The 18,442-nt window shown below is 71.5% G+C and carries 18 protein-coding genes; 8 read left to right on the top strand and 10 right to left on the bottom strand.

Going from position 1 to position 18,442, the window contains the following annotated elements; translation table 11 throughout:
• The first annotated feature begins 86 nt into the window (after positions 1 to 86).
• On the top strand, positions 87 to 2,645 hold the full coding sequence (pepN, locus tag ACE3QY_RS12420; protein WP_374456336.1) for an aminopeptidase N: 2,559 nt from the start codon (positions 87 to 89) through the stop codon (positions 2,643 to 2,645).
• A 201-nt stretch (positions 2,646 to 2,846) separates the two neighbouring features.
• Here pepN and ACE3QY_RS12415 read toward each other — a convergent pair whose 3' ends face one another.
• The gene (locus ACE3QY_RS12415) at positions 2,847 to 3,233 is read right to left on the bottom strand and encodes a DUF5130 family protein (RefSeq protein WP_374456335.1); all 387 of its coding nucleotides are present in this window, start codon (positions 3,231 to 3,233) and stop codon (positions 2,847 to 2,849) included.
• Complete coding sequence (locus ACE3QY_RS12410; protein WP_374456334.1) at positions 3,220 to 3,597, bottom strand: hypothetical protein; 378 nt, start codon at positions 3,595 to 3,597, stop codon at positions 3,220 to 3,222. Before ACE3QY_RS12410 ends, ACE3QY_RS12415 begins: the two co-directional genes overlap by 14 nt.
• 30 nt (positions 3,598 to 3,627) lie before the next feature.
• Between ACE3QY_RS12410 and ACE3QY_RS12405 the strand changes: the two genes are divergently transcribed.
• Positions 3,628 to 4,698 (top strand): mechanosensitive ion channel family protein, encoded by a 1,071-nt coding sequence (locus tag ACE3QY_RS12405; RefSeq protein ID WP_374456333.1) that lies wholly within the window; start codon positions 3,628 to 3,630, stop codon positions 4,696 to 4,698.
• Between the two features lie 31 nt (positions 4,699 to 4,729).
• Positions 4,730 to 5,107, top strand: a complete 378-nt coding sequence (locus ACE3QY_RS12400) for a globin (protein WP_374456332.1) — start codon at positions 4,730 to 4,732, stop codon at positions 5,105 to 5,107.
• A gap of 3 nt (positions 5,108 to 5,110) precedes the next feature.
• On the opposite strand, the gene ACE3QY_RS12395 is transcribed toward ACE3QY_RS12400, so the two are convergent.
• The 3 genes from ACE3QY_RS12395 to ACE3QY_RS12385 form a co-directional block, all read right to left on the bottom strand.
• Positions 5,111 to 5,497 carry an acyl-CoA thioesterase gene (locus tag ACE3QY_RS12395; protein ID WP_374456331.1) on the bottom strand — a complete coding sequence of 129 codons (387 nt, stop codon included), beginning with the start codon at positions 5,495 to 5,497 and terminating at the stop codon, positions 5,111 to 5,113.
• Positions 5,425 to 5,952, bottom strand: coding sequence for an acyl-CoA thioesterase (locus tag ACE3QY_RS12390; protein WP_374456330.1), 528 nt, complete (start codon positions 5,950 to 5,952; stop codon positions 5,425 to 5,427). The genes ACE3QY_RS12395 and ACE3QY_RS12390 overlap by 73 nt, the downstream gene beginning before the upstream one ends.
• A gap of 65 nt (positions 5,953 to 6,017) precedes the next feature.
• Positions 6,018 to 6,200, bottom strand: a complete 183-nt coding sequence (locus tag ACE3QY_RS12385) for a hypothetical protein (protein ID WP_374456329.1) — start codon at positions 6,198 to 6,200, stop codon at positions 6,018 to 6,020.
• Positions 6,201 to 6,319: 119 nt separating this feature from the next.
• Here ACE3QY_RS12385 and ACE3QY_RS12380 point away from each other — a divergent pair, with 119 nt between their 5' ends.
• Genes ACE3QY_RS12380 through ACE3QY_RS12370 form a run of 3 tightly spaced genes read left to right on the top strand, consistent with a single transcriptional unit; the run spans position 6,320 to position 8,682 of the window.
• A complete protein-coding gene (locus ACE3QY_RS12380) occupies positions 6,320 to 6,910 on the top strand; it encodes a TetR/AcrR family transcriptional regulator (RefSeq protein WP_374456328.1) in 591 nt (196 codons plus the stop codon).
• Positions 6,911 to 6,962: 52 nt separating this feature from the next.
• Positions 6,963 to 8,177: an acetyl-CoA C-acetyltransferase gene (locus tag ACE3QY_RS12375; RefSeq protein WP_374456327.1), complete on the top strand. Its 1,215-nt coding sequence runs from the start codon at positions 6,963 to 6,965 to the stop codon at positions 8,175 to 8,177.
• Positions 8,178 to 8,193: 16 nt separating this feature from the next.
• Positions 8,194 to 8,682 carry a MarR family winged helix-turn-helix transcriptional regulator gene (locus tag ACE3QY_RS12370; protein WP_374456326.1) on the top strand — a complete coding sequence of 163 codons (489 nt, stop codon included), beginning with the start codon at positions 8,194 to 8,196 and terminating at the stop codon, positions 8,680 to 8,682.
• A gap of 118 nt (positions 8,683 to 8,800) precedes the next feature.
• Here the strand turns inward: ACE3QY_RS12370 and ettA are convergent, their stop codons facing one another.
• From ettA to ACE3QY_RS12345, 5 genes are all read right to left on the bottom strand, one after another.
• Positions 8,801 to 10,483 carry an energy-dependent translational throttle protein EttA gene (gene ettA, locus ACE3QY_RS12365; protein ID WP_374456325.1) on the bottom strand — a complete coding sequence of 561 codons (1,683 nt, stop codon included), beginning with the start codon at positions 10,481 to 10,483 and terminating at the stop codon, positions 8,801 to 8,803.
• Positions 10,484 to 10,617: 134 nt separating this feature from the next.
• A complete protein-coding gene (locus ACE3QY_RS12360; RefSeq protein WP_374456324.1) occupies positions 10,618 to 11,031 on the bottom strand; it encodes a single-stranded DNA-binding protein in 414 nt (137 codons plus the stop codon).
• Positions 11,032 to 11,171: 140 nt separating this feature from the next.
• Positions 11,172 to 12,827 carry a YfjP family GTPase gene (locus tag ACE3QY_RS12355; protein ID WP_374456323.1) on the bottom strand — a complete coding sequence of 552 codons (1,656 nt, stop codon included), beginning with the start codon at positions 12,825 to 12,827 and terminating at the stop codon, positions 11,172 to 11,174.
• 38 nt (positions 12,828 to 12,865) lie between these two features.
• Complete coding sequence (locus tag ACE3QY_RS12350) at positions 12,866 to 14,608, bottom strand: dynamin family protein (RefSeq protein ID WP_374456322.1); 1,743 nt, start codon at positions 14,606 to 14,608, stop codon at positions 12,866 to 12,868.
• Positions 14,605 to 15,723, bottom strand: coding sequence for a PrsW family intramembrane metalloprotease (locus ACE3QY_RS12345; protein WP_374456321.1), 1,119 nt, complete (start codon positions 15,721 to 15,723; stop codon positions 14,605 to 14,607). Before ACE3QY_RS12345 ends, ACE3QY_RS12350 begins: the two co-directional genes overlap by 4 nt.
• A 107-nt stretch (positions 15,724 to 15,830) precedes the next feature.
• On the opposite strand from ACE3QY_RS12345, the gene ACE3QY_RS12340 reads away from it, so the two are divergent.
• Positions 15,831 to 17,243, top strand: coding sequence for an aminopeptidase P family protein (locus ACE3QY_RS12340; protein ID WP_374456320.1), 1,413 nt, complete (start codon positions 15,831 to 15,833; stop codon positions 17,241 to 17,243).
• Entirely contained in the window at positions 17,236 to 18,390 is a 1,155-nt protein-coding gene (locus ACE3QY_RS12335) for a methyltransferase domain-containing protein (RefSeq protein ID WP_374456319.1), read from the top strand. The genes ACE3QY_RS12340 and ACE3QY_RS12335 overlap by 8 nt, the downstream gene beginning before the upstream one ends.
• The last annotated feature ends 52 nt before the right edge of the window (positions 18,391 to 18,442 follow it).

Here is an 18,442-nt window from a genome sequence, read left to right as displayed (position 1 = left end):
TTGCATCGTGAGACCCGCCGTGGGCCGGACCTCGACCGGGCGCCCGGAAAGGGACGGGTCACGGGGGTGGGTGGCAGGATGCGCGCATGCCTGGAACCAACCTCACCCGGGACGAGGCCGCCACCCGCGCTGCCCTCCTGGACGTCACGTCGTACGACGTGGCCCTGGACCTGACCACCGGAGACACCACCTTCGCCTCCGTGACCACCCTGGAGTTCACCTGCCGCGAGCCGGGGGCGAGCACCTTCGCCGACCTGGTCGCGCCCACGGTGCGTGAGATCACGCTCAACGGACGCTCCCTCGACCCCGCCACGGCGTACGTCGACAGCCGGATCGCGCTCGACGACCTCGAGGCGACCAACACGCTCGTCGTCACCGCCGACTGCGCCTACTCCAACACCGGCGAGGGCCTGCACCGCTTCGTCGACCCGGTCGACGACCGCGTCTACCTCTACAGCCAGTTCGAGGTGCCCGACGCCCGCCGCGTCTTCACCACCTTCGAGCAGCCCGACCTCAAGTCCGTCTTCACCTTCACCGTCACCGCCCCCTCGCACTGGGTCGTCGTGTCCAACGCGCCCACGCCCGAGCCCGAGGCGGCCGGGCAGGACGGCGTGGCGGTGTGGCGCTTCCCGACCACCAAGCGGATGTCGACCTACATCACGGCCATCGTGGCCGGCGAGTACCACGGTGAGTTCGACACCTACGAGGGCAAGTTCGGCACCATCCCGCTCGGGCACTACTGCCGCCAGTCGCTCAAGGAGCACATGGACACGGCCGAGCTGGTCAAGCTCACCAAGCAGAGCTTCGAGTTCTTCGAGGAGCAGTTCGACTACCCCTACCCCTTCGGGAAGTACGACCAGCTCTACGTCCCCGAGTACAACGCCGGCGCGATGGAGAACGCCGGCTGCGTCACGCTGCGCGACGAGTACCTTCCCCGCAGCCGCCAGCCGCGCTCGTTCTTCGAGTTCCGGACCTCGGTCATCACCCACGAGATGGCGCACATGTGGTTCGGCGACCTGGTCACCATGAAGTGGTGGGACGACCTGTGGCTGAACGAGTCGTTCGCCGAGTGGGCCTGCTACTGGTGCGAGGCCAACGCCACCGACTTCACCGACGCCTGGACCGGCTTCGCCAACGCCCGCAAGCAGACCGGCTACCGCGCCGACCAGCTGCCGTCGACGCACCCGATCGCGGCCGACAACGTCGACCTCCACGCGGTCGAGGTCAACTTCGACATGATCACCTACGCCAAGGGCGCCTCGGTGCTCAAGCAGCTCGTCGCCTGGGTCGGTCTCGAGCCCTTCCTGGAGGGCCTGCGCAGTTACTTCAAGGAGTGGGAGTACGGCAACCCGGAGTTCAAGGACCTGCTGACCACGCTGGAGAAGGCCTCGGGCCGCGAGCTCGACAGCTGGGCCCAGGAATGGCTGCAGACGGCGGGCGTCAACACCCTCGCCCCCTCCTTCGAGCTCGGCGCCGACGGCACGTACTCGTCCTTCGCCGTCGCCCAGTCCGCGCACCCCGACTGGCCGACGCTGCGCCGCCACCGCCTCGGCATCGGCCTGTACGACTCGGTGTCCGACGAGAACGGCGACGCGCGCCTGGTCCGCCGGGAGTACCTCGAGATCGACGTCGAGGGCGACCGCACCGAGGTGCCCCAGCTGGTCGGCGTCGAGCAGCCCGCGTTGCTGCTTCTCAACGACGAGGACCACGCCTACGCCAAGATCCGCCTCGACGAGCGGTCGCTCGCCACGGCGATCTCCGCGCTCTCGACCTTCGAGGACTCGCTCCCCCGCGCCATCGTGTGGGGCGCGGCGTGGGACATGACCCGCGACGGCGAGATGCGCACGCGCGACTGGCTCGACCTGGTGCTGGCCAACATCGGCCAGGAGACCGACGCGTGGGCCGTCACCCGGATCCCCGCCTCCACCGCCCTCGCGGTCGCCTTCTACTCCGACCCGGCGCACCGAGACGAGCTGAAGGCGACGTGGGAGTCCGGGCTGCGTGAGCTGCTGCTGGCCGCCGAGCCGGGCAGCGACCACCAGCTCACCTTCGCCCGCTCGTACGCCGGCGCCGCCCGCAGCGACGCCGCGCTCGACGACCTGATCCACTTGCTCGACGGGTCGTTCACGGTCGAGGGCCTGGCGGTCGACCAGGACATGCGCTGGGTGCTGATCACCGCGCTCGCAAAGTCCGGTCGCTTCGGCGACGCCGAGATCGACGCCGAGCTCGAGGTCGACAAGACCATCTCCGGCAAGGAGCAGGCAGCCGCGGCCCGGGCCTCGCAGCCCACGGCCGAGGCCAAGGAGGCAGCCTGGAGCGCCATCGTCGACCCGGCCACGCCCAACGAGACCTCGCGCGAGATCGCCTTCTCGATCTTCCGGTTCGGCCAGGAGGACGTCCTCGAGCCCTACCTCGAGAAGTTCCTCACCGCCTCCGAGACGCTCGTCGACGTGCTGGGCTTCCACAAGGCCTCGACCGTCCTCGAGTACGGCTTCCCCAAGCCCCTCGGCTCGGAGGCCACGCTTGCGCGCCTCGACGAGTGGCTCGCCACCTCGGACGCGCCCAAGCAGGCCAAGCGCTACATCGGCGAGGCCCGCGCCGAGATCGCCCGCGCGCTGACCAACCAGGCGTACGACGCCAGCTGACCGGGCACGTCGTCCCCGTCCTGCCCGCCGACCGGGCACTTCCTCCCCCCCACGGGGAGGAAGTGCCCGGTCGGTCTTTTGGACGGGGAGGAACTGCCCGGTCGGTGCTATTTGGCGCTCGCTGCGCTCGCGCGTGCTCGGCTGGGGAGGTTGAGGCGGTCCGAGCCCATGAGTAGCAGGCTGCTGGAGCGGCCCGCCGCTTCAGCCCGCGTGGAGGGTGTTCTGGGGGCGGGCGTGCTCGGCGAGCATCGCGATGCCGCGCAGGAGGCCGCCGAGGAGGGTGCCGGCGCCGAACTCGGAGTTCATCGCCGCGACGGCGAGCTCGACCTCGGCGTCGGTGAGGTGACGGCGTACGTCGCCGCCGGTGACGACCTCGGTGACGCGGCGGCGCGGGTCGACGAGGATCAGCACGCTGCGCGCCGGGGCGACGAGGCGGTTGTGCAGGCGGGTCGCCCAGGCACGGGTGTCGTCACCCTCGGCGGGGCCGACGTAGACCGAGAACTCGAAGCGGCTGGACTGCTCGGCCAGGCGGATGGCGCGGTCGAGGGCAAGCCGGTCGGACTCGCTCAGCGGGTCACCAGCTGCCACTGGCGCCACCCGCTCGGGAGTCCTCGCCGTCGGCGGCGGGCAGCTCGGCCACGCCCTGGCGGGGGCCGCCGATCCACTGGCCCTCGCCCGGGGAGTGGTCCGGGAGCAGCCGCTCGCCGCGGATCATCGCGGGGAGGTACACCGCGACGGCGATGAGCACGAACAGCAGCAGCGGGGCTCCGACGAGCAGCATCAGCGCGTGGAGCGCGTCGACGCCCACGACGGGCGCCCAGCCGTCCGCCATCTCGGCGTTCGCCGGGGCGGCGACCAGGGCCAGCACCGGCGCGCTCGCGAGGACGAGCGTGCGGACGCGACGCCGGGACGAGCGCGGGGACGAGGGGGGCGAGATGACGGGCTTGGTCACGGCTACAAGGCTATCGCCATACTGGCGGGCATGCCTCACCCCCTCATCACCCCGATCATGAACGTGACCGAGGTCTCCGGGAGCGAGACCAACCCGCTGACCACCTGCTCGAGCGACGAGAACCTCTGCACCTGGGTCCTCGAGCAGACCGGCAACGAGAAGCTGGCCACCGCGGTGGACTGGGTCGTCGGCAAGCCGTCCGCCCTCGTGGGACTGATCCTCATCGGACTGCTGGTCCGGTGGCTGCTCCACCGGGTCATCGACCGTGTCGTCAAGCGCGCCGAGGTGGGCGTGCTCCCCAACCGCCTCAGCCGCGCCATCACCGGCGGCAAGGTGGGGGCGGCCCTCAACCTCCGGGAGGACCCGGGCTTCACGCGCCGGGTGCAACGCGCCGCCACGATGGGCTCCCTGCTCAAGAGCATCGTCACCGGCGTCGTCTTCGCCGTGATCGCGCTGATGTTCATCTCCGAGCTCGGCTACGACATCGCGCCGCTGATCGCGAGCGCCGGCATCATCGGCGTCGCCCTCGGCTTCGGCTCGCAGGCCCTGGTCAAGGACTTCCTCTCCGGCATCTTCATGATCTTCGAGGACCAGTACGGCGTCGGCGACGTCGTCGACGTCGGGGAGGCCTCCGGCACCGTCGAGGCCGTCAGCCTCCGCGTCACCCGGCTGCGCGACGTCAACGGGACCGTCTGGTACGTCCGCAACGGCGAGATCCTCCGCGTCGGCAACATGAGCCAGAACTGGGCGCGGACCGTGCTCGACGTGACGGTGGGCTACACCGAGGACCTCATGCACGTGCGCCGCGTGCTCGAGGAGGTCGCCCACGACCTCTGGGAGGACGAGGAGTTCCAAGGCCTGATCATCGAGGAGCCCGAGGTGTGGGGCGTCGAGTCGCTCGGCGTCGACGGCATCGTCGTAAGGGTGACCCTCAAGACCGCCCCGCTGGAGCAGTGGGCCGTGGCCCGCACCATGCGCGAGCGCGTGAAGGCACGCTTCGAGCACGAGGGCATCAACCTCGCGGTGGCGCAGCGCGTGGCCTGGCAGGAGAGCTCGCCGTCGGCGGCGCACGCCGACACCGCCGGGGAGACCCCGACCTGAGCGCGCTGGCGTCGGACGGGAGAATGGCGCCGTGACCACGACGTTCTACGACGAGATCGGCGGGGCGGAGACGATCCGCACCATCGTGCACCGCTTCTACGAGGGCGTGGCCACCGACGACGTCCTGCGGCCGATGTACCCCGAGGAGGACCTCGGCCCGGCCGAGGAGCGGTTCGCGCTGTTCCTCATGCAGTACTGGGGCGGGCCGACGACGTACTCCGACAACCGTGGCCACCCGCGGCTGCGGATGCGGCACGCGCCCTTCGCGGTGACGCCGGCGGCCGCCCAGCGCTGGCTGGTGCACTTCCGTGCCGGCCTCGACGCCGCGGAGCTGACGCCCGAGCAGGACGCCCGGTTCTGGGACTACGTGACCCACGCAGCCCAGTTCATGGTCAACACGATGGAGTGATCGTCACCCGCTGACGAACGCCCGGAACTCGTCGGGGACCGGCGCCGGCCGGCCGGTCTCGTTGTCCATGCAGACGCCGACGACCTTGGCGCGGGCGAGCACCTCGTCGCCGTCGCGCACCACGGACTCGAAGACCACCGAGGTGCTGCCGATCCGGGACACCCAGGTCCGGCAGTCGTAGGGCTCCGCGCGGAACAGGATCGGCCGCCGGTAGTCGACGTCGGTCTGCGCCACCACCAGGTGGTAGCCGGCGCCCAGCTCCCTGCCCTGGGCGACCATCAGCTGGATGCGCGCCTCCTGGAAGTACTCGAAGTACTTCACGTTGTTGACGTGCCCGTAGACGTCGACGTCGGAGAAGCGGACGTGCACGGCGTAGTCACCGCCCGGCACCTCGACGACCTTGCGGCGGCCGGGCGTACCGGCTCGTCGGGCTCGAGCAGCCTGGTCAGCGCCTGCTTCTCCTCGTCGTTGAGGCGGCGTGGGCGCTCGGTCGCGAAGACGTACGGCGTCAGCACCGTGCGGGCGCGCAGGAAGACCGTGCGGTCGCCGGCCTCGTCCTCCGCGAAGACCTCATAGGCCATGGTGAAGCTCGCAGCGCGGATCTCGGTTACCCAGCACTCGATGGAGACGGGCTCGAAGGAGAAGGTCAGGGACGAGACGTAGGTGACCTCGTGCCGGACCACCACGACGCCCTCGGCGAGGTCCTCGCTGCGACTGTCCGGGGCGTGGGTGCGGAACATGTCCACCCGCGCCTCCTGGAGGTAGTCGACGTAGGTGACGTTGTTGACGTGGCCCAGCAGGTCCAGGTCGGCCCACCGCAGCGGGCAGCGGTACAAATGGCGCACGCCCCGATCGTCGCAGAAAGCAGACGATCGGGGCGTCGTGGTGTCAGCCCGTGGCTCGGCGCCGGTCAGGCAGCGAAGTGCAGGCGGCCGTAGTAGGTCGGGATCGACTCGTGGCGGGCCTGGCGGTCGCGGCGGGTGACGCGGAGGGTGGCGGGAAGCGCGACCGCGGCCATCGTGAGGGCGGCCAGGGCGGCGATGCCGACGACGACCAGGAGGGCGATGACGGCGGTGGGGTCGATGAGCTGCATGATCGGGTTCCTTTCTACGGGTGAAGAAGTTCTACGTATGTAGAAGCATACGCTTCTACATACGTAGAGCAAGTCCTGCGAGTAGTGTCCTGCGTCACCAGAGCCGGAGGGAGGGGACCGTGGGACGAGCCAGCGAGGAGCTGACGCCGCGCCGTCGCGAGATCCTGGCCGCGGCCACCACCGTCCTGGCCCAGCAGGGCAACCGCGGACTGACCCACCGGGCGGTCGACCGGGAGGCCGGCCTCCCCGAGGGCAGCAGCTCGGCCTACTACCGCTCACGCAGCGCCCTCCTCGGCGCCCTGGGCGACTTCGTCGCCGACCGGCTGGCCGCCGACGTCGAGGCCCTCGGCGGCCGGCTGGCGACGTGCCCCGGCGACCACGAGCGCGCCGTGGCGGAGGTGTCGAAGCTGTTCTCGCGGTGGCTCGACCAGCCTGACCTGCTGGCCGCCCGGCTCGAGCTCACGGTGTCGGCGACCCGGGACCCGGAGCTGGCCGAGCGGTTCGCGCTCTGGCGCGACGACCTCGTCGGCATGGTGGACGCGGTGCTCACCGGCGCCGGCAAGGACGGCGGCGCCTCGGCCCAGACGCTGGTCGCGGCGCTCGACGGCGTGCTGCTCGCCTCGCTCCTGCTGCCGGCGCGGAGACGGCGTACGTTCGTGAGCGAGAGCGTCGAGCAGCTGCTCAGCGGCCTGGGGCAGACCAGGTCCTGAGGGGGCACTAGTCTGCCGGGAGACAGTGACCGACGAGTAACCGGAGTTCTCCATGCCCGAGGCAGTGATCGTTTCCGCAGCGCGCTCCCCCATCGGCCGCGCCAACAAGGGCTCGCTCAAGGACTTCCGTCCCGACGACCTCACCGCCCTCGTCGTCCAGGCCGCGCTGGACAAGATCCCCGCGCTCGACCCGACCACGATCGAGGACCTGCTGCTCGGCTGCGGGCTCCCCGGCGGCGAGTCCGGCAACAACATGGCCCGCGTGGTCACCACGCTGCTCGGCCTCGAGGTCCCGGGCGCCACGATCACCCGCTACTGCTCGTCCTCGGTGCAGACCACCCGGATGGCCTTCCACGCCATCAAGGCCGGCGAGGGCGACATCTTCGTCTCGGCTGGCGTCGAGACAGTGTCGCGCTTCGCCAAGGGCACCTCCGACCACATCCCCGGCACCCGCAACCCGCTCTTCGACGACGCGGGCGCGCGCACCGACGAGCTCGCGAAGGGTGGCCAGGACTGGCACGACCCGCGCGAGGACGGCCACCTCCCCGACATCTACATCGCGATGGGCCAGACGGCCGAGAACGTCGCCCGCCTGCGCGGCCTCGACCGCAAGGAGCTCGACGAGTTCGCGGTCCGCTCGCAGAACCTCGCCGAGAAGGCGATCGCCGACGGCTTCTGGGAGCGCGAGATCACGCCGGTCACGACGCCCGACGGCACGGTCGTCAGCAAGGACGACGGCCCGCGCGCCGGGGTGACGTACGACGCCATCGCCGGCCTCGACCCGGTCTTCCGCCCCGACGGCGTGGTCACCGCCGGCAACTGCTGCGCGCTCAACGACGGTGCCGCCGCCGTGGTGGTCATGTCCGACACCAAGGCCGCCGAGCTCGGGCTCACGCCGCTGGCGCGGATCGTCTCCACCGGCGTCTCCGGCCTCTCCCCCGAGATCATGGGCCTGGGCCCGGTCGAGGCGACGAGGAACGCCCTGAAGCACGCCGGCATGAGCATCGGTGACATCGACCTCGTCGAGATCAACGAGGCGTTCGCTGCGCAGGTCGTGCCGTCCTACCAGGACCTCGGCATCGACCTGGACCGGCTCAACGTCAACGGCGGTGCGATCGCGGTCGGCCACCCCTTCGGCATGACCGGCGCGCGCCTGCAGAACACGATGCTCAACAGCCTGGACTGGCACGACAAGTCCACTGGTCTGATCACCATGTGCGTCGGCGGGGGCCAGGGCATGGCGCTGATCCTCGAGCGGCTCTCCTGACACTAGGCTGCCCCCTATGACCACCCCGGGGGAACCTCGCTGGCTGAACGACGACCAGCAGCACTCGTGGCGTGCCCTGATGATGGGCATGACGCTGCTGGAGGAGCGCCTCGACGACGACCTGCGGCGCGAGTTCAGCATGTCGCTGACCGAGTACGAGGTGCTGGTGCGGCTCTCCGAGCGTCCGGGCCGCGCCATGCGGATGGCCCAGCTCGCCGACGCGATGGCGCACTCACGCAGCCGGGTGACCCACACCGTCGCCCGGATGGAGGCAGTCGGCTACGTCACCCGCGGCACCACCCCGGAGGACGGCCGCGGCGTCGTCGCCACGATGACCGAGAAGGGCTACGAGCTGCTGGTCAAGGCCGCGCCCTGCCACGTGGAGAGCGTGCGACGCAACCTCGTCGACCTCGTCGCCGAGGAGGACTTCGCCGCCGTTGGGCGGGTCTTCGACCGGGTCGCCGACCACCTCGTCACCCGCCACCCGGAGTCGGAGATCCGCTAGTCGCGTCGCGCTGGTCTCGATACGAGCCTTGCGCGACCTCGTGCCTCGGTCGCGGGCTCCCTCGACCTGGCCGAGCCCACGCCGGCCGCTCGTTCCTCGCGGCCGGCTGCTCGTCACATCAGTCGCGGGTCAGGCGGCGGTGCGTGACCCGGTGCGGGCGCGCAGCCTCGATGCCGAGGCGCTCGACCTTGTTCTCCTCGTACGAGGCGAAGTTGCCCTCGAACCAGAACCACTTGGCCGGGTCCTCGTCGTCGCCCTCCCAGGCGAGGATGTGGGTGGCGACGCGGTCGAGGAACCACCGGTCGTGCGAGGTGACCACGGCACAACCGGGGAAGTCGAGCAGCGCGTCCTCGAGGGAGGACAGGGTCTCCACGTCGAGGTCGTTGGTGGGCTCGTCGAGGAGCAGCAGGTTGCCGCCCATCTTCAGGGTCAGCGCGAGGTTGAGACGGTTGCGCTCACCACCGGAGAGCACGCCGGCCTTCTTCTGCTGGTCGGGGCCCTTGAAGCCGAACGAGGCGACGTAGGCGCGGCTGTTCATCTCGAAGTTGGCGACCTTGATGAAGTCCAGGCCGTCGGAGACGACCTCCCAGACGTTCTTGTTGGGGTCGATGCCGCCGCGGCTCTGGTCGACGTAGGACAGCTTGACCGTCTGGCCGACGGTGAGAGTGCCCTCGTCGGGCTCCTCCGAGCCGGTGATCATCCGGAAGAGCGTGGTCTTGCCGACACCGTTGGGGCCGATCACGCCGACGATGCCGGCGCGGGGCAGCTTGAACGACAGGTCGTGCATGAGGGTGCGGCCCTCGAAGCCCTTCCCGAGGTCGTCGGCCTCGAGGACGATGTCACCGAGGCGCGGGCCCGCGGGGATGTTGATCTCCGAGGTGTCGATCTTGCGCATCCGGTCGGCCTCGGCCGCCATCTCCTCGTAGCGCGCGAGACGGGACTTGCTCTTGGCCTGGCGGGCCTTGGGGTTGGAGCGGACCCACTCCAGCTCCTTCTCGAGCATCTTGGCGCGCTTGGCGTCCTTCTGCCCCTCGACCTTGAGCCGGTCCTTCTTGGTCTCGAGGTAGGTCGAGTAGTTGCCCTCGTAGGGGTGCGCCTTGCCGCGGTCGAGCTCGAGGATCCACTGGGCGACGTTGTCGAGGAAGTAGCGGTCGTGGGTCACGGCCAGGACGGCGCCGGGGTAGGACGCGAGGTGGCCCTCGAGCCACTGCACGGACTCGGCGTCGAGGTGGTTGGTGGGCTCGTCGAGGAGCAGCAGGTCGGGCTGCTGGAGCAGCAGCTTGCACAGCGCGACGCGGCGGCGCTCACCTCCGGAGAGGTTGTCGACCAGCACGTCCGGCGGCGGGCAGCGCAGCGCGTCCATGGCCTGGTCGAGGCGGCTGTCCAGGTCCCAGGCACCGGCGTTGTCGAGCTCGGTCTGGAGGTCGCCCGTCTCCTGCATGAGGGCGTCCTGGTCGGCGTCGGGGTCGCCCATCTCCATGTAGGCGTCCTCGAGGCGCTTCATCTTCGCCTTCAGGTCGCCGACCGCCTCCTCGACGTTCTCGAGGACCGTCTTGCCCTCGGTCAGCGGGGGCTCCTGCTGCAGCATCCCGACCGTCGCCTCGGGGTCGAGGATCGCGTCGCCGTTGTTGGCGTGGTCGAGCTGCGCCATGATCTTGAGGAGCGAGGACTTGCCCGTGCCGTTGGGTCCGACGACGCCGATCTTGGCGCCGTGGAGGAACGACAGGGTGACGTTGTCGAGGACGACCTTGTCACCGTGGGCCTTGCGCACGTTGCGCAGCGTGAAGACGTACTCAGCCATGCGGGCGAGCCTACGGGGGAACGCACCCGCGCCGACAATCGCGCCCCCGCTCGTGCCACCCCCGGGACGCTCGACGGCACGTGTGACGATCCGGTCGTCCCGGCGACCGGACCGTCACACGTCCCGGACGCGGCTCAGGCCGCCACCTGCTCCGCCGCCGGGGCCACCTGCGGCTGCTCGACCCGCGGCTCGACCGGCGCGTCCTTGGCGAACGTCGCGGTGCCGTGGGTCAGGTCGTGGCCCACCGCGCTCGCGACCACCTCAAAAGAGGTCTGAGGGCGGCCCTCCCGCTCCCACACGTCGGCGACCAGCCGGCCGTGGACGACGACGGGGTCGCCGCTGGCGAGCGACTGGGACAGGTGGCGGGCCAGCTGGTTCCACGCCTTGACGGTGTGCCACGACGTGGCGCCCTTGACCCACTCGCCGTCGCGGAAGCGCGAGGGCGTGCAGGCCACCCGGAACGAGGCGACCTGCCGGCCGTCGCCGAGGTCGCGGAGCGTGACCGGGCCGCCGATCCAGCCGGTCAGGGTGATCTGGGTGTCGTTCATCGCACGATGCCTCCTGTGTCGGCGGCGGAGGGTCCGCCGCGTCAACCCAAGGCTCGGCAGCAGGGCCGACAGTGCCGACCGCCAGCGCCGCCGGGCTGTGGACGACCTGCCGCGAGCCGTCGCTGTGGACGGCTGGTGGCCTACTTCAGGGCCGCGGCGAGTCCGTCGCGCACCGCGGCGTACGACGCCAGCTCGGCCTGGATCGGCTCGACGACCACCTCGGCGGAGACCGCCGAGATCGCGTCACGCAGCCGCTTGTCGGCCGCGCGCGCCCGCGACCTGGCCGTCATGGAAACCAGCCATCGGCACACCAGCGCGAGCAGCAAACCGAGCACGATGCCGCCGATCAGCAGCAGCGTCGGCACCGGGAAGGCCCCGACCTCGGGCGTCGGCGGCTCGGGCAGCCTGGCGTACGAGCCGAGGGCCAGCAGGGCCAGCCAGCCGGCGCCGACGATGGCGGAGAGGATCAGGAGGTACTGGAGCACCCGGACCAGGCCGGCCCACACGGGGATCTTCGCGGCACCGAGGTCGGTGGCGGCCACCGCGCGGTCGAGCCGGTCGTTGAGGTCCGGAAGCCGTGAGATCGACGCCGAGCGGACCGCGCTCGCCCACGGCGGCGCCATGCCCTCGCCCACCTGGTCGGCCAAGGCGCGCACCTCGCTGTCGATGCGCGCGCGCTGCACCCCGGTGGCCTGCGGCACCGAGGTGCGCGCCGTGCCGGTGAGCTCCTTGCCGGAGGCGCCGAGGTCGAGGTGAAGCCGCTTGAGCGGGTCGGGGCGGAGCCTGGAGAACCACGCCGTCACCGGCCAGCCGGTCGCCCGGTTGGCGCGCATCCGGGTGGAGTCGGCGACCGCCTTCACCACGATCGGCACTCCGGCGGCGTCGGCGAAGGCGTCGTCGAGCGCGGCGACGCGCTCGTCGGACAGCCTCGGCACCTTGCCGCTGCCGACCTCCTCCTGGAGCCGGAGCGCGGCGGTGCGCACGTCGGCCTCCAGCCGCGCCCGGGTCGCCTTCTTCTCCGCGACGCGCTTGACGATCAGGGAGCGGAGCTCGTCGACGCCCCAGCCGTGGCGGGCGCTGACCGGCAGCACGGGCACACCGGAGAGGCCGTCGGCCTCGAGCAGGCGGCGTACGTCGTCGAGCATCGACTGGCGCCGCTCCTCGGGCACGGAGTCGATGTGGTTGAGCACGACCAGCATCACGTCGGCGTGGCCGGACAGTGGCTTGAGGAAGCGGTCGTGGATGGCGGCATCGGCGTACTTCTGCGGGTCGAGGACCCACACGAGCATGTCGGCGAGCTGGACCAGCCGCTCGACCTCGAGGTGGTGGGAGACCTCGGTGGAGTCGTGGTCGGGGAGGTCGAGCAGCACCACGCCGCGCATCTCGACGTCCTCGTCGCCCTTGGACAGCATCGAGTCGCGGGTGACCTGGTGGCGGGCGGGGATGCCGAGCCACTCGAGCAGCTCCTCCGCGCCTTCCTTGCCCCACACGCAGGCGGTCGCCCACGACGTGGTGGGACGGCGTACGCCGACGGCTGCGAGCTCGAGCTCGGTCAGGGCGTTGAAGGTGGAGGACTTGCCGGACCCGGTGGCGCCGGCGAGTGCGACCACGGTGTGGTCGGCGGAGAGCTTGAGGCGTCCGGCGGCCCGGGCGGCGACCGCGGTGGCGTCGTCGACCACGGCGTCGTCCACGCGGCCCCGTGCGGCGGCTGCGGCGCGCTCGAGTCCCTCGACGCGGGCGCCGATGTCAGAGCTCCTGGTGACCAGCTTCTTGGCCCCTTCGAGCAACGACGTCATGACTCCCTCACGGCACTTGCGGACTTTGACCCTTAACCCTAGGGCTCGGTGTCCTCCGCCAGCGAACCCTGGGTGGTGCGCGTCGCGGCGTAGCGCAGGTCGTCGACCTTGCGGGCCGCCGCGCGCATCCGCTCGGGCGCCTCCGGCGACACCTGGAGGCTGTCGAGGAGGTCGGTGTAGCGGCGGCGCTCGGAGTCGAGCAGCTCGCCCACCGAGGCCTCGAGCCGGCGGCGGGCCCGGTCGGCGAGCGAGCGGACCGCCTGGTCGCCGAAGACCGCCTCGAGCAGCTTCTGGCCGAGCACCGCCGACCCTCCGGCGATGCCCGCCTCGGCACCGGTGACGCCGGCGGTGTGGGCGAACACCACGACCATCAGCGCCACCGAGAGGCCGTTGACGCCGAATGCCAGGAACCGCGCGGTCGAGCGCTTGTCGGCGCCCTCGGTGCGGACCATCTCCAGCACGTCGGACTGCCAGTCGCGGACCGCGCGCTCGGCCTTGCGCCGGAAGTCGCGCGAGGCCCGGCCGAGGTCCTCCCCCGCGTCCTTGAGCAGGATCTGGCCGGCGGCCGTGCTGCGCCAGGACGCCTCGGCGCGCTCGGCGGCGGCCTCGGCGTGCTCGAGGATCAGCGTCTCCAGCCCGGACTCGACCGCGACGGTGACGCGCTCGGCCTGCTGGGGCTTGCCCTTCACGGCGTTGACGACCTTGTCGCGGATCCAGCCGACCCGCGTCTCCAGCGAGCGCAGCAGCTCACCGGTGCCGACGAACTCCTGCCAGCGCGCGAGCACCTCGCCGCGCAGGAGCGTGCCGTCGGCCGACGCCTCGCCGACCTCGGCGACCGCCCGGTCGTAGGCGGCGTTGGCGTCCTCGCGCAGCCGGCGCAGGGCCTCGGTCTGCTCGGTCGCGGCGTCGGCCACCGTGTGCGTACGACGTCCCAGGGTGCGGATCGCGCCGTCCAGGGTCTGCTGCACGACCGCGGCGCGGGCCTCCTGGTCATCGGCGAGGGCCTGGAGCCACTGCCGGATCTCCTGCACCGACGACGACGGCAGGAGTCCCATCTCGGAGACCTGCCCCTCCTCGACGCTGAAGAGCGGGGAGTCCTTGAGCCCGCGGCTGGCGAGCATGCGGGCGAGGTGGGTGGAGATGGTGTCGACGGCCTCCGGCGGCGTGCGGTCGAGCACGATCGCGACGGCCGCCGAGCGCTCGGCGGCCTTGCGGAGGAAGTCCCACGGCACCTGGTCGGCGTAGCGCGCGGCGGACGTGACGAACAGCCACAGGTCGGCGGCCGCGAGCAGCTGGGCGGCGAGCACGCGGTTGCGCTCCTCGACCGAGTCGATGTCGGGGGCGTCGAGGATCGCCAGGCCCGGGCTCATCGCCGGTGAGGGCACGAGCTGCAGCGCCTCGGGGTCGTTGGTCTGGCGTGAGACCCGCTCGAGCTCGGGGAGCAGGCGGTCCTGGCCGAACCACTTCGCGTCGTCGGGGTGGTGGACCAGGACGGGCGAGCGGGTCGTGGGCCGCAGCACGCCGGGCGTGGTGACGCGGGTGCCGACGAGGGAGTTGACGAGGGTCGACTTGCCGGCGCCGGTGGACCCGCCGACGACCGCGAGCAACGGCGCGTCGAGCGTCATCAGGCGCGGGATGACGTAGTCCTCGAGCTGGTCGACCATCTCGGCCTGGGAGGCGCGCTGCTCCTCGGCGCCGGGCAGCTCCAGCGGGAGGCGCGCCTCCTGCAGCGCACCACGCAGCCGGACCAGGGCGGTGACCATGGCGGTGTTGTCGGTCATCGGGTGGGCACCACCTGTCCGGGGAAGGAGATGTACGGACGGATCCGCCGGAGCTGCTCGACGTGCTCCTGGCCGCGGATGCTGAAGTCGTCCGGTGCGGTGCCGCGGAGGTAGCGGTGGTGGAGGTAGCCGAGCTCGACGGCGGCGGCCTGGTACTCCCGCATGCCGCGCTCGGCCTGGGTCCCGCCGTGCTGCCGGGCCCAGCGCCGGGCGTGCCGCCGGGCCCGCAGGTCGACCAGCCACGGGATGTCGGTGGCCGGGAGGAGGCCGCGGGAGGCGGCGTCGGCCAGGGCCTCGGCCAGCAGCGGGCGCTCCGAGCGACGCCGGTAGACGGCGAAGGCCACGACGCCGAGGAAGGCGGGGAGCATGAGGGTGCCGTAGACGACGAAGAAGTGCGCGGTGCCCGACAGCGTCGAGGCGTTCCAGAGCCCGTGCAGCAGCGCGGCGAGCGCGAAGCCGACGAGGGGCGCAAGCACGCGCACCACGATCCGGCGCGACGTGATCGCCAGGCCGACGCCGATGCCGGTGAAGACGGTGAACAGGGGGTGCGCGAACGGGCTGATCAGGCAGCGGATGATGAAGGTGCCCGTCAGCGCCGTGGTCCCGCCGGGGCCGAGGCCGTTCGTGCCGTCGTAGGCCGCGGCGAGGTAGAGGATGTTCTCGGTGAAGGCGAAGCCGATGCCCACCATGCCGGCATAGACGATGCCGTCGAGGACGCCGTCGAGCTCGTGGCGGCGCCACCACAGGAGCAGCAGCAGGAAGAAGCCCTTGGTCGCCTCCTCGGTCACCGGCGCGACGACCGCGAGGCTGTCGCGCTCGCTCGCGCCACCGGCCATCCCGATCCCCTGGAAGACGAGGGCAGCGGCCGTCGCGACGAAAGCGCCCCACAGCAGGCCAGCGACGAGGAGGTTGCGCGGCTCGGGCTCGTAGCGGTCGAGCCACATGAAGCAGCCGACGAGCGGTCCGACAGGTACGGCGGCGAGCAGGGCCGCGACGACCAGCGAGCCGGGAGCCCCGGAGAGGCCGATGACGAGCGCCATCGCGATCCCACCGATGAGGACGAGGACGCCCACCACGACGGTGAAGGCAACACTGTCGCGGCGGCCTCGGTGCATGTCCCGACCCTAACGGAGCGGCCGCGCGAGGGCGCCTTCCGCCGCACCCCTCTGGGGGAGGCTCATCTGCCTCGTGCGCGCGCGTGCGTGCGTCGTACAGTGACCGCGTGAGCGAGCCCACTGCGGAGATCCCAGCCGAGAACCCTGCCGAGTCCGCGACGCCGGTCGGCGACGAGCCGCGGACCGAGTCGCACGACCCCGCCGTCCCCGCGGCCTACGCCGCGTTCATGCGCGAGGGCTGGGGCAACCGCGACCTCGAGTTGCCGCGCCACGCGGTCGCCGACTGGGCCGCCGCCCGCCGCGCGAAGCTGGCCGAGGCGTTCCCCGGTGAGCGGCTGGTGCTCCCCGCGGGCACCTACAAGGTCCGTGCCAACGACACCGACTACCGCTTCCGCCCCGACACCGCGCACGCCTACTTCACCGGCAACCAGACCTCCGACGCAGTGCTGGTGATCGAGGACGGCGAGTCCGTGCTCTACGCCCGCCCGCGCTCGGAGCGCGACACCGACGAGTTCTTCCGCGACCGCCAGTACGGCGAGCTGTGGGCGGGCCGCCGTCCGTCGGCCCAGGAGATCTCCGACTCGCTCGGCATCGAGGTGCGCCACGTCAAGGACCTGCCGTCCTTCGACGACGACCGCAAGACCCGCGACATCACCAGCGACGAGGACCTTGCCCGCGTGGCCGACGAGCTGCGGCTCATCAAGGACGAGTGGGAGGTCGGCGAGCTCCAGCAGGCCTGCGACATCACCACGCTCGGCTTCGAGGACTCGGTGCGCGAGTGGGACCGGGTGCTCGAGTTCGGCGAGCGCTGGATCGAGGGCACCTTCTTCCGCCGGGCCCGCGCGATGGGCAATGACATCGGCTACGACTCGATCTGCGCCGGCGGCTCCCACGCCACGACGCTGCACTGGATCGACAACACCGGCTCGATCGAGCGCGGCAAGCTGGTGCTGCTCGACATGGGCGTCGAGGGCCACAACCTCTACACCGCCGACGTGACCCGCACCCTCCCCGTCGACGGCACCTTCACCCCGCTGCAGCGCGACCTCTACGACCTGGTGCAGAAGGCCCAGCAGGCCGGCATCGACGCCGTGCGTCCCGGGGCGGCCTTCCTCGCAGCGCACAACGCCGCGATGGACGTGCTGGCCCACGGGCTCGAGGACATGGGCCTGCTCCCGGTCTCCGCCGAGGAGGCGCTCGACCCGGAGTCGAAGGTCTACGCCCGCTGGACCCTGCACGGCACCTCGCACATGCTCGGCATGGACGTCCACGACTGCGGTCGCGCGTCCGCGGACATCTACCCGAAGGGCGACCTCGCCGAGGGCATGGTGCTCACCGTCGAGCCGGGCCTCTACTTCCAGGAGGACGACCTGCTCGTCCCCGAGGAGCTGCGCGGCATCGGCATCCGGATCGAGGACGACATCCTCGTCACCGCCGACGGCAACCAGAACCTCTCGGCCTCGCTCCCCCGCACGTCGGCCGACGTCGAGGAGTGGATGGGGTCCCGCATCGGTGGCTGACCCGGCGCCGGCGCCCAGCCTCACGCTCGTCGACGGGCTGCCGCGCTGCCACCACTTCGACGCCTTCCGCTGCCGCTCCTGCTCGCTGCTCGGCGTCGCGCGGGGACAGCAGCTCTCCGACAAGGAGGCGCACGCGCGCTCGCTCGTCGACGCACCGTCCTGGCTGCCGACCGTCGCGGGCGCGGACGCCGGCTTCCGCAACAAGGCCAAGATGGCCGTCGGCGGCACGGTCGAGGCGCCCACGCTGGGCATCCTGGACCGTGACCTCGCCGGGGTCGACCTGCACGACTGCGGCCTGCACTCCGACGGCCTGCGGGCGGCCCTCGACCGGGTCGCCCGGTGGATCAGCAGCGCCGGTCTGGCGCCGTACGACGTCGCGGCGCGGCGCGGCGAGCTCAAGCACGTCCTGCTGACCGAGTCGCCCGACGGCGAGCTGCTGCTGCGGCTGGTGATGCGGTCGACGGCACTCGAGGCGCGCGTTCGGTCGCGGCTGCCCGCCCTGCGCGAGGCGCTCCCCGAGCTGCGGGTGGTGACCATCAACGTCCAGCCCGAGCACAAGGCGGTGCTCGAGGGCGAGCGCGAGATCGTGCTGACGCCGGAGTCGACGATGCCCATGCGCCTGGCCACCGGGGTGACCCTGTGGCTCGGACCCCGGTCGTTCTTCCAGACCAACACCGCCATCGCGGAGGCGCTCTACGAGCAGGCGCGCACGTGGGTCGGCGACCTGCCGGACGTCCGCACCGTGTGGGACCTCTACTGCGGTGTCGGCGGCTTCGCGCTCCACCTCGCCGGCGAGCCGCGCGAGGTCGTCGGCGTCGAGGCCTCGGCCGAGGCGATCAGGTCCGCGCTCAGCGCCCGGGTCGCCGGCGCGGCCTTCGTCGCGGCTGACGCCACCCAGTGGGCGCTCGAGCAGTCGAGCGTCCCCGACCTCGTCGTGGTCAACCCGCCGCGGCGCGGGATCGGAGCCGAGCTGGCCGTCTTCCTGGAGGAGTCGGGCGTGCGTCACGTCGTCTACTCGTCGTGCAACGCCGAGTCGCTGGCGCGCGACCTCGCGTCGATGCCGTCCCTGCGGCCCGTCGAGGCGCGGGTGCTCGACATGTTCCCGCACACCACCCACTACGAGGTGATCGTGCTGCTGTCGCGCTGACGGTCAAGATTCCGTCATTCGCCCGACACCGGCAGACCGGTCGTGGCATCTT

Origin of the sequence: Nocardioides sp., from assembly GCF_041913365.1 — a bacterium.
Taxonomy (GTDB): Bacteria; Actinomycetota; Actinomycetes; order Propionibacteriales; family Nocardioidaceae; genus Nocardioides.
The sequence above is the reverse complement of the archived record's forward strand: the minus strand, read 5'-3'. Positions and strand labels throughout refer to the sequence as shown.

Bases quoted from the DNA above. Each gene is read 5' to 3' on its own strand.
- ACE3QY_RS12360 (WP_374456324.1), bottom strand. From the start codon at position 11,031: ATGAACGACACCCAGATCACCCTGACCGGCTGGATCGGCGGCCCGGTC.
- pepN (WP_374456336.1), top strand. From the start codon at position 87: ATGCCTGGAACCAACCTCACCCGGGACGAGGCCGCCACCCGCGCTGCC.
- ACE3QY_RS12355 (WP_374456323.1), bottom strand. From the start codon at position 12,827: ATGACGTCGTTGCTCGAAGGGGCCAAGAAGCTGGTCACCAGGAGCTCT.
- ACE3QY_RS12345 (WP_374456321.1), bottom strand. From the start codon at position 15,723: ATGCACCGAGGCCGCCGCGACAGTGTTGCCTTCACCGTCGTGGTGGGC.
- ACE3QY_RS12375 (WP_374456327.1), top strand. From the start codon at position 6,963: ATGCCCGAGGCAGTGATCGTTTCCGCAGCGCGCTCCCCCATCGGCCGC.
- ACE3QY_RS12370 (WP_374456326.1), top strand. From the start codon at position 8,194: ATGACCACCCCGGGGGAACCTCGCTGGCTGAACGACGACCAGCAGCAC.
- ACE3QY_RS12350 (WP_374456322.1), bottom strand. From the start codon at position 14,608: ATGACCGACAACACCGCCATGGTCACCGCCCTGGTCCGGCTGCGTGGT.
- ettA (WP_374456325.1), bottom strand. From the start codon at position 10,483: ATGGCTGAGTACGTCTTCACGCTGCGCAACGTGCGCAAGGCCCACGGT.
- ACE3QY_RS12385 (WP_374456329.1), bottom strand. From the start codon at position 6,200: ATGCAGCTCATCGACCCCACCGCCGTCATCGCCCTCCTGGTCGTCGTC.
- ACE3QY_RS12405 (WP_374456333.1), top strand. From the start codon at position 3,628: ATGCCTCACCCCCTCATCACCCCGATCATGAACGTGACCGAGGTCTCC.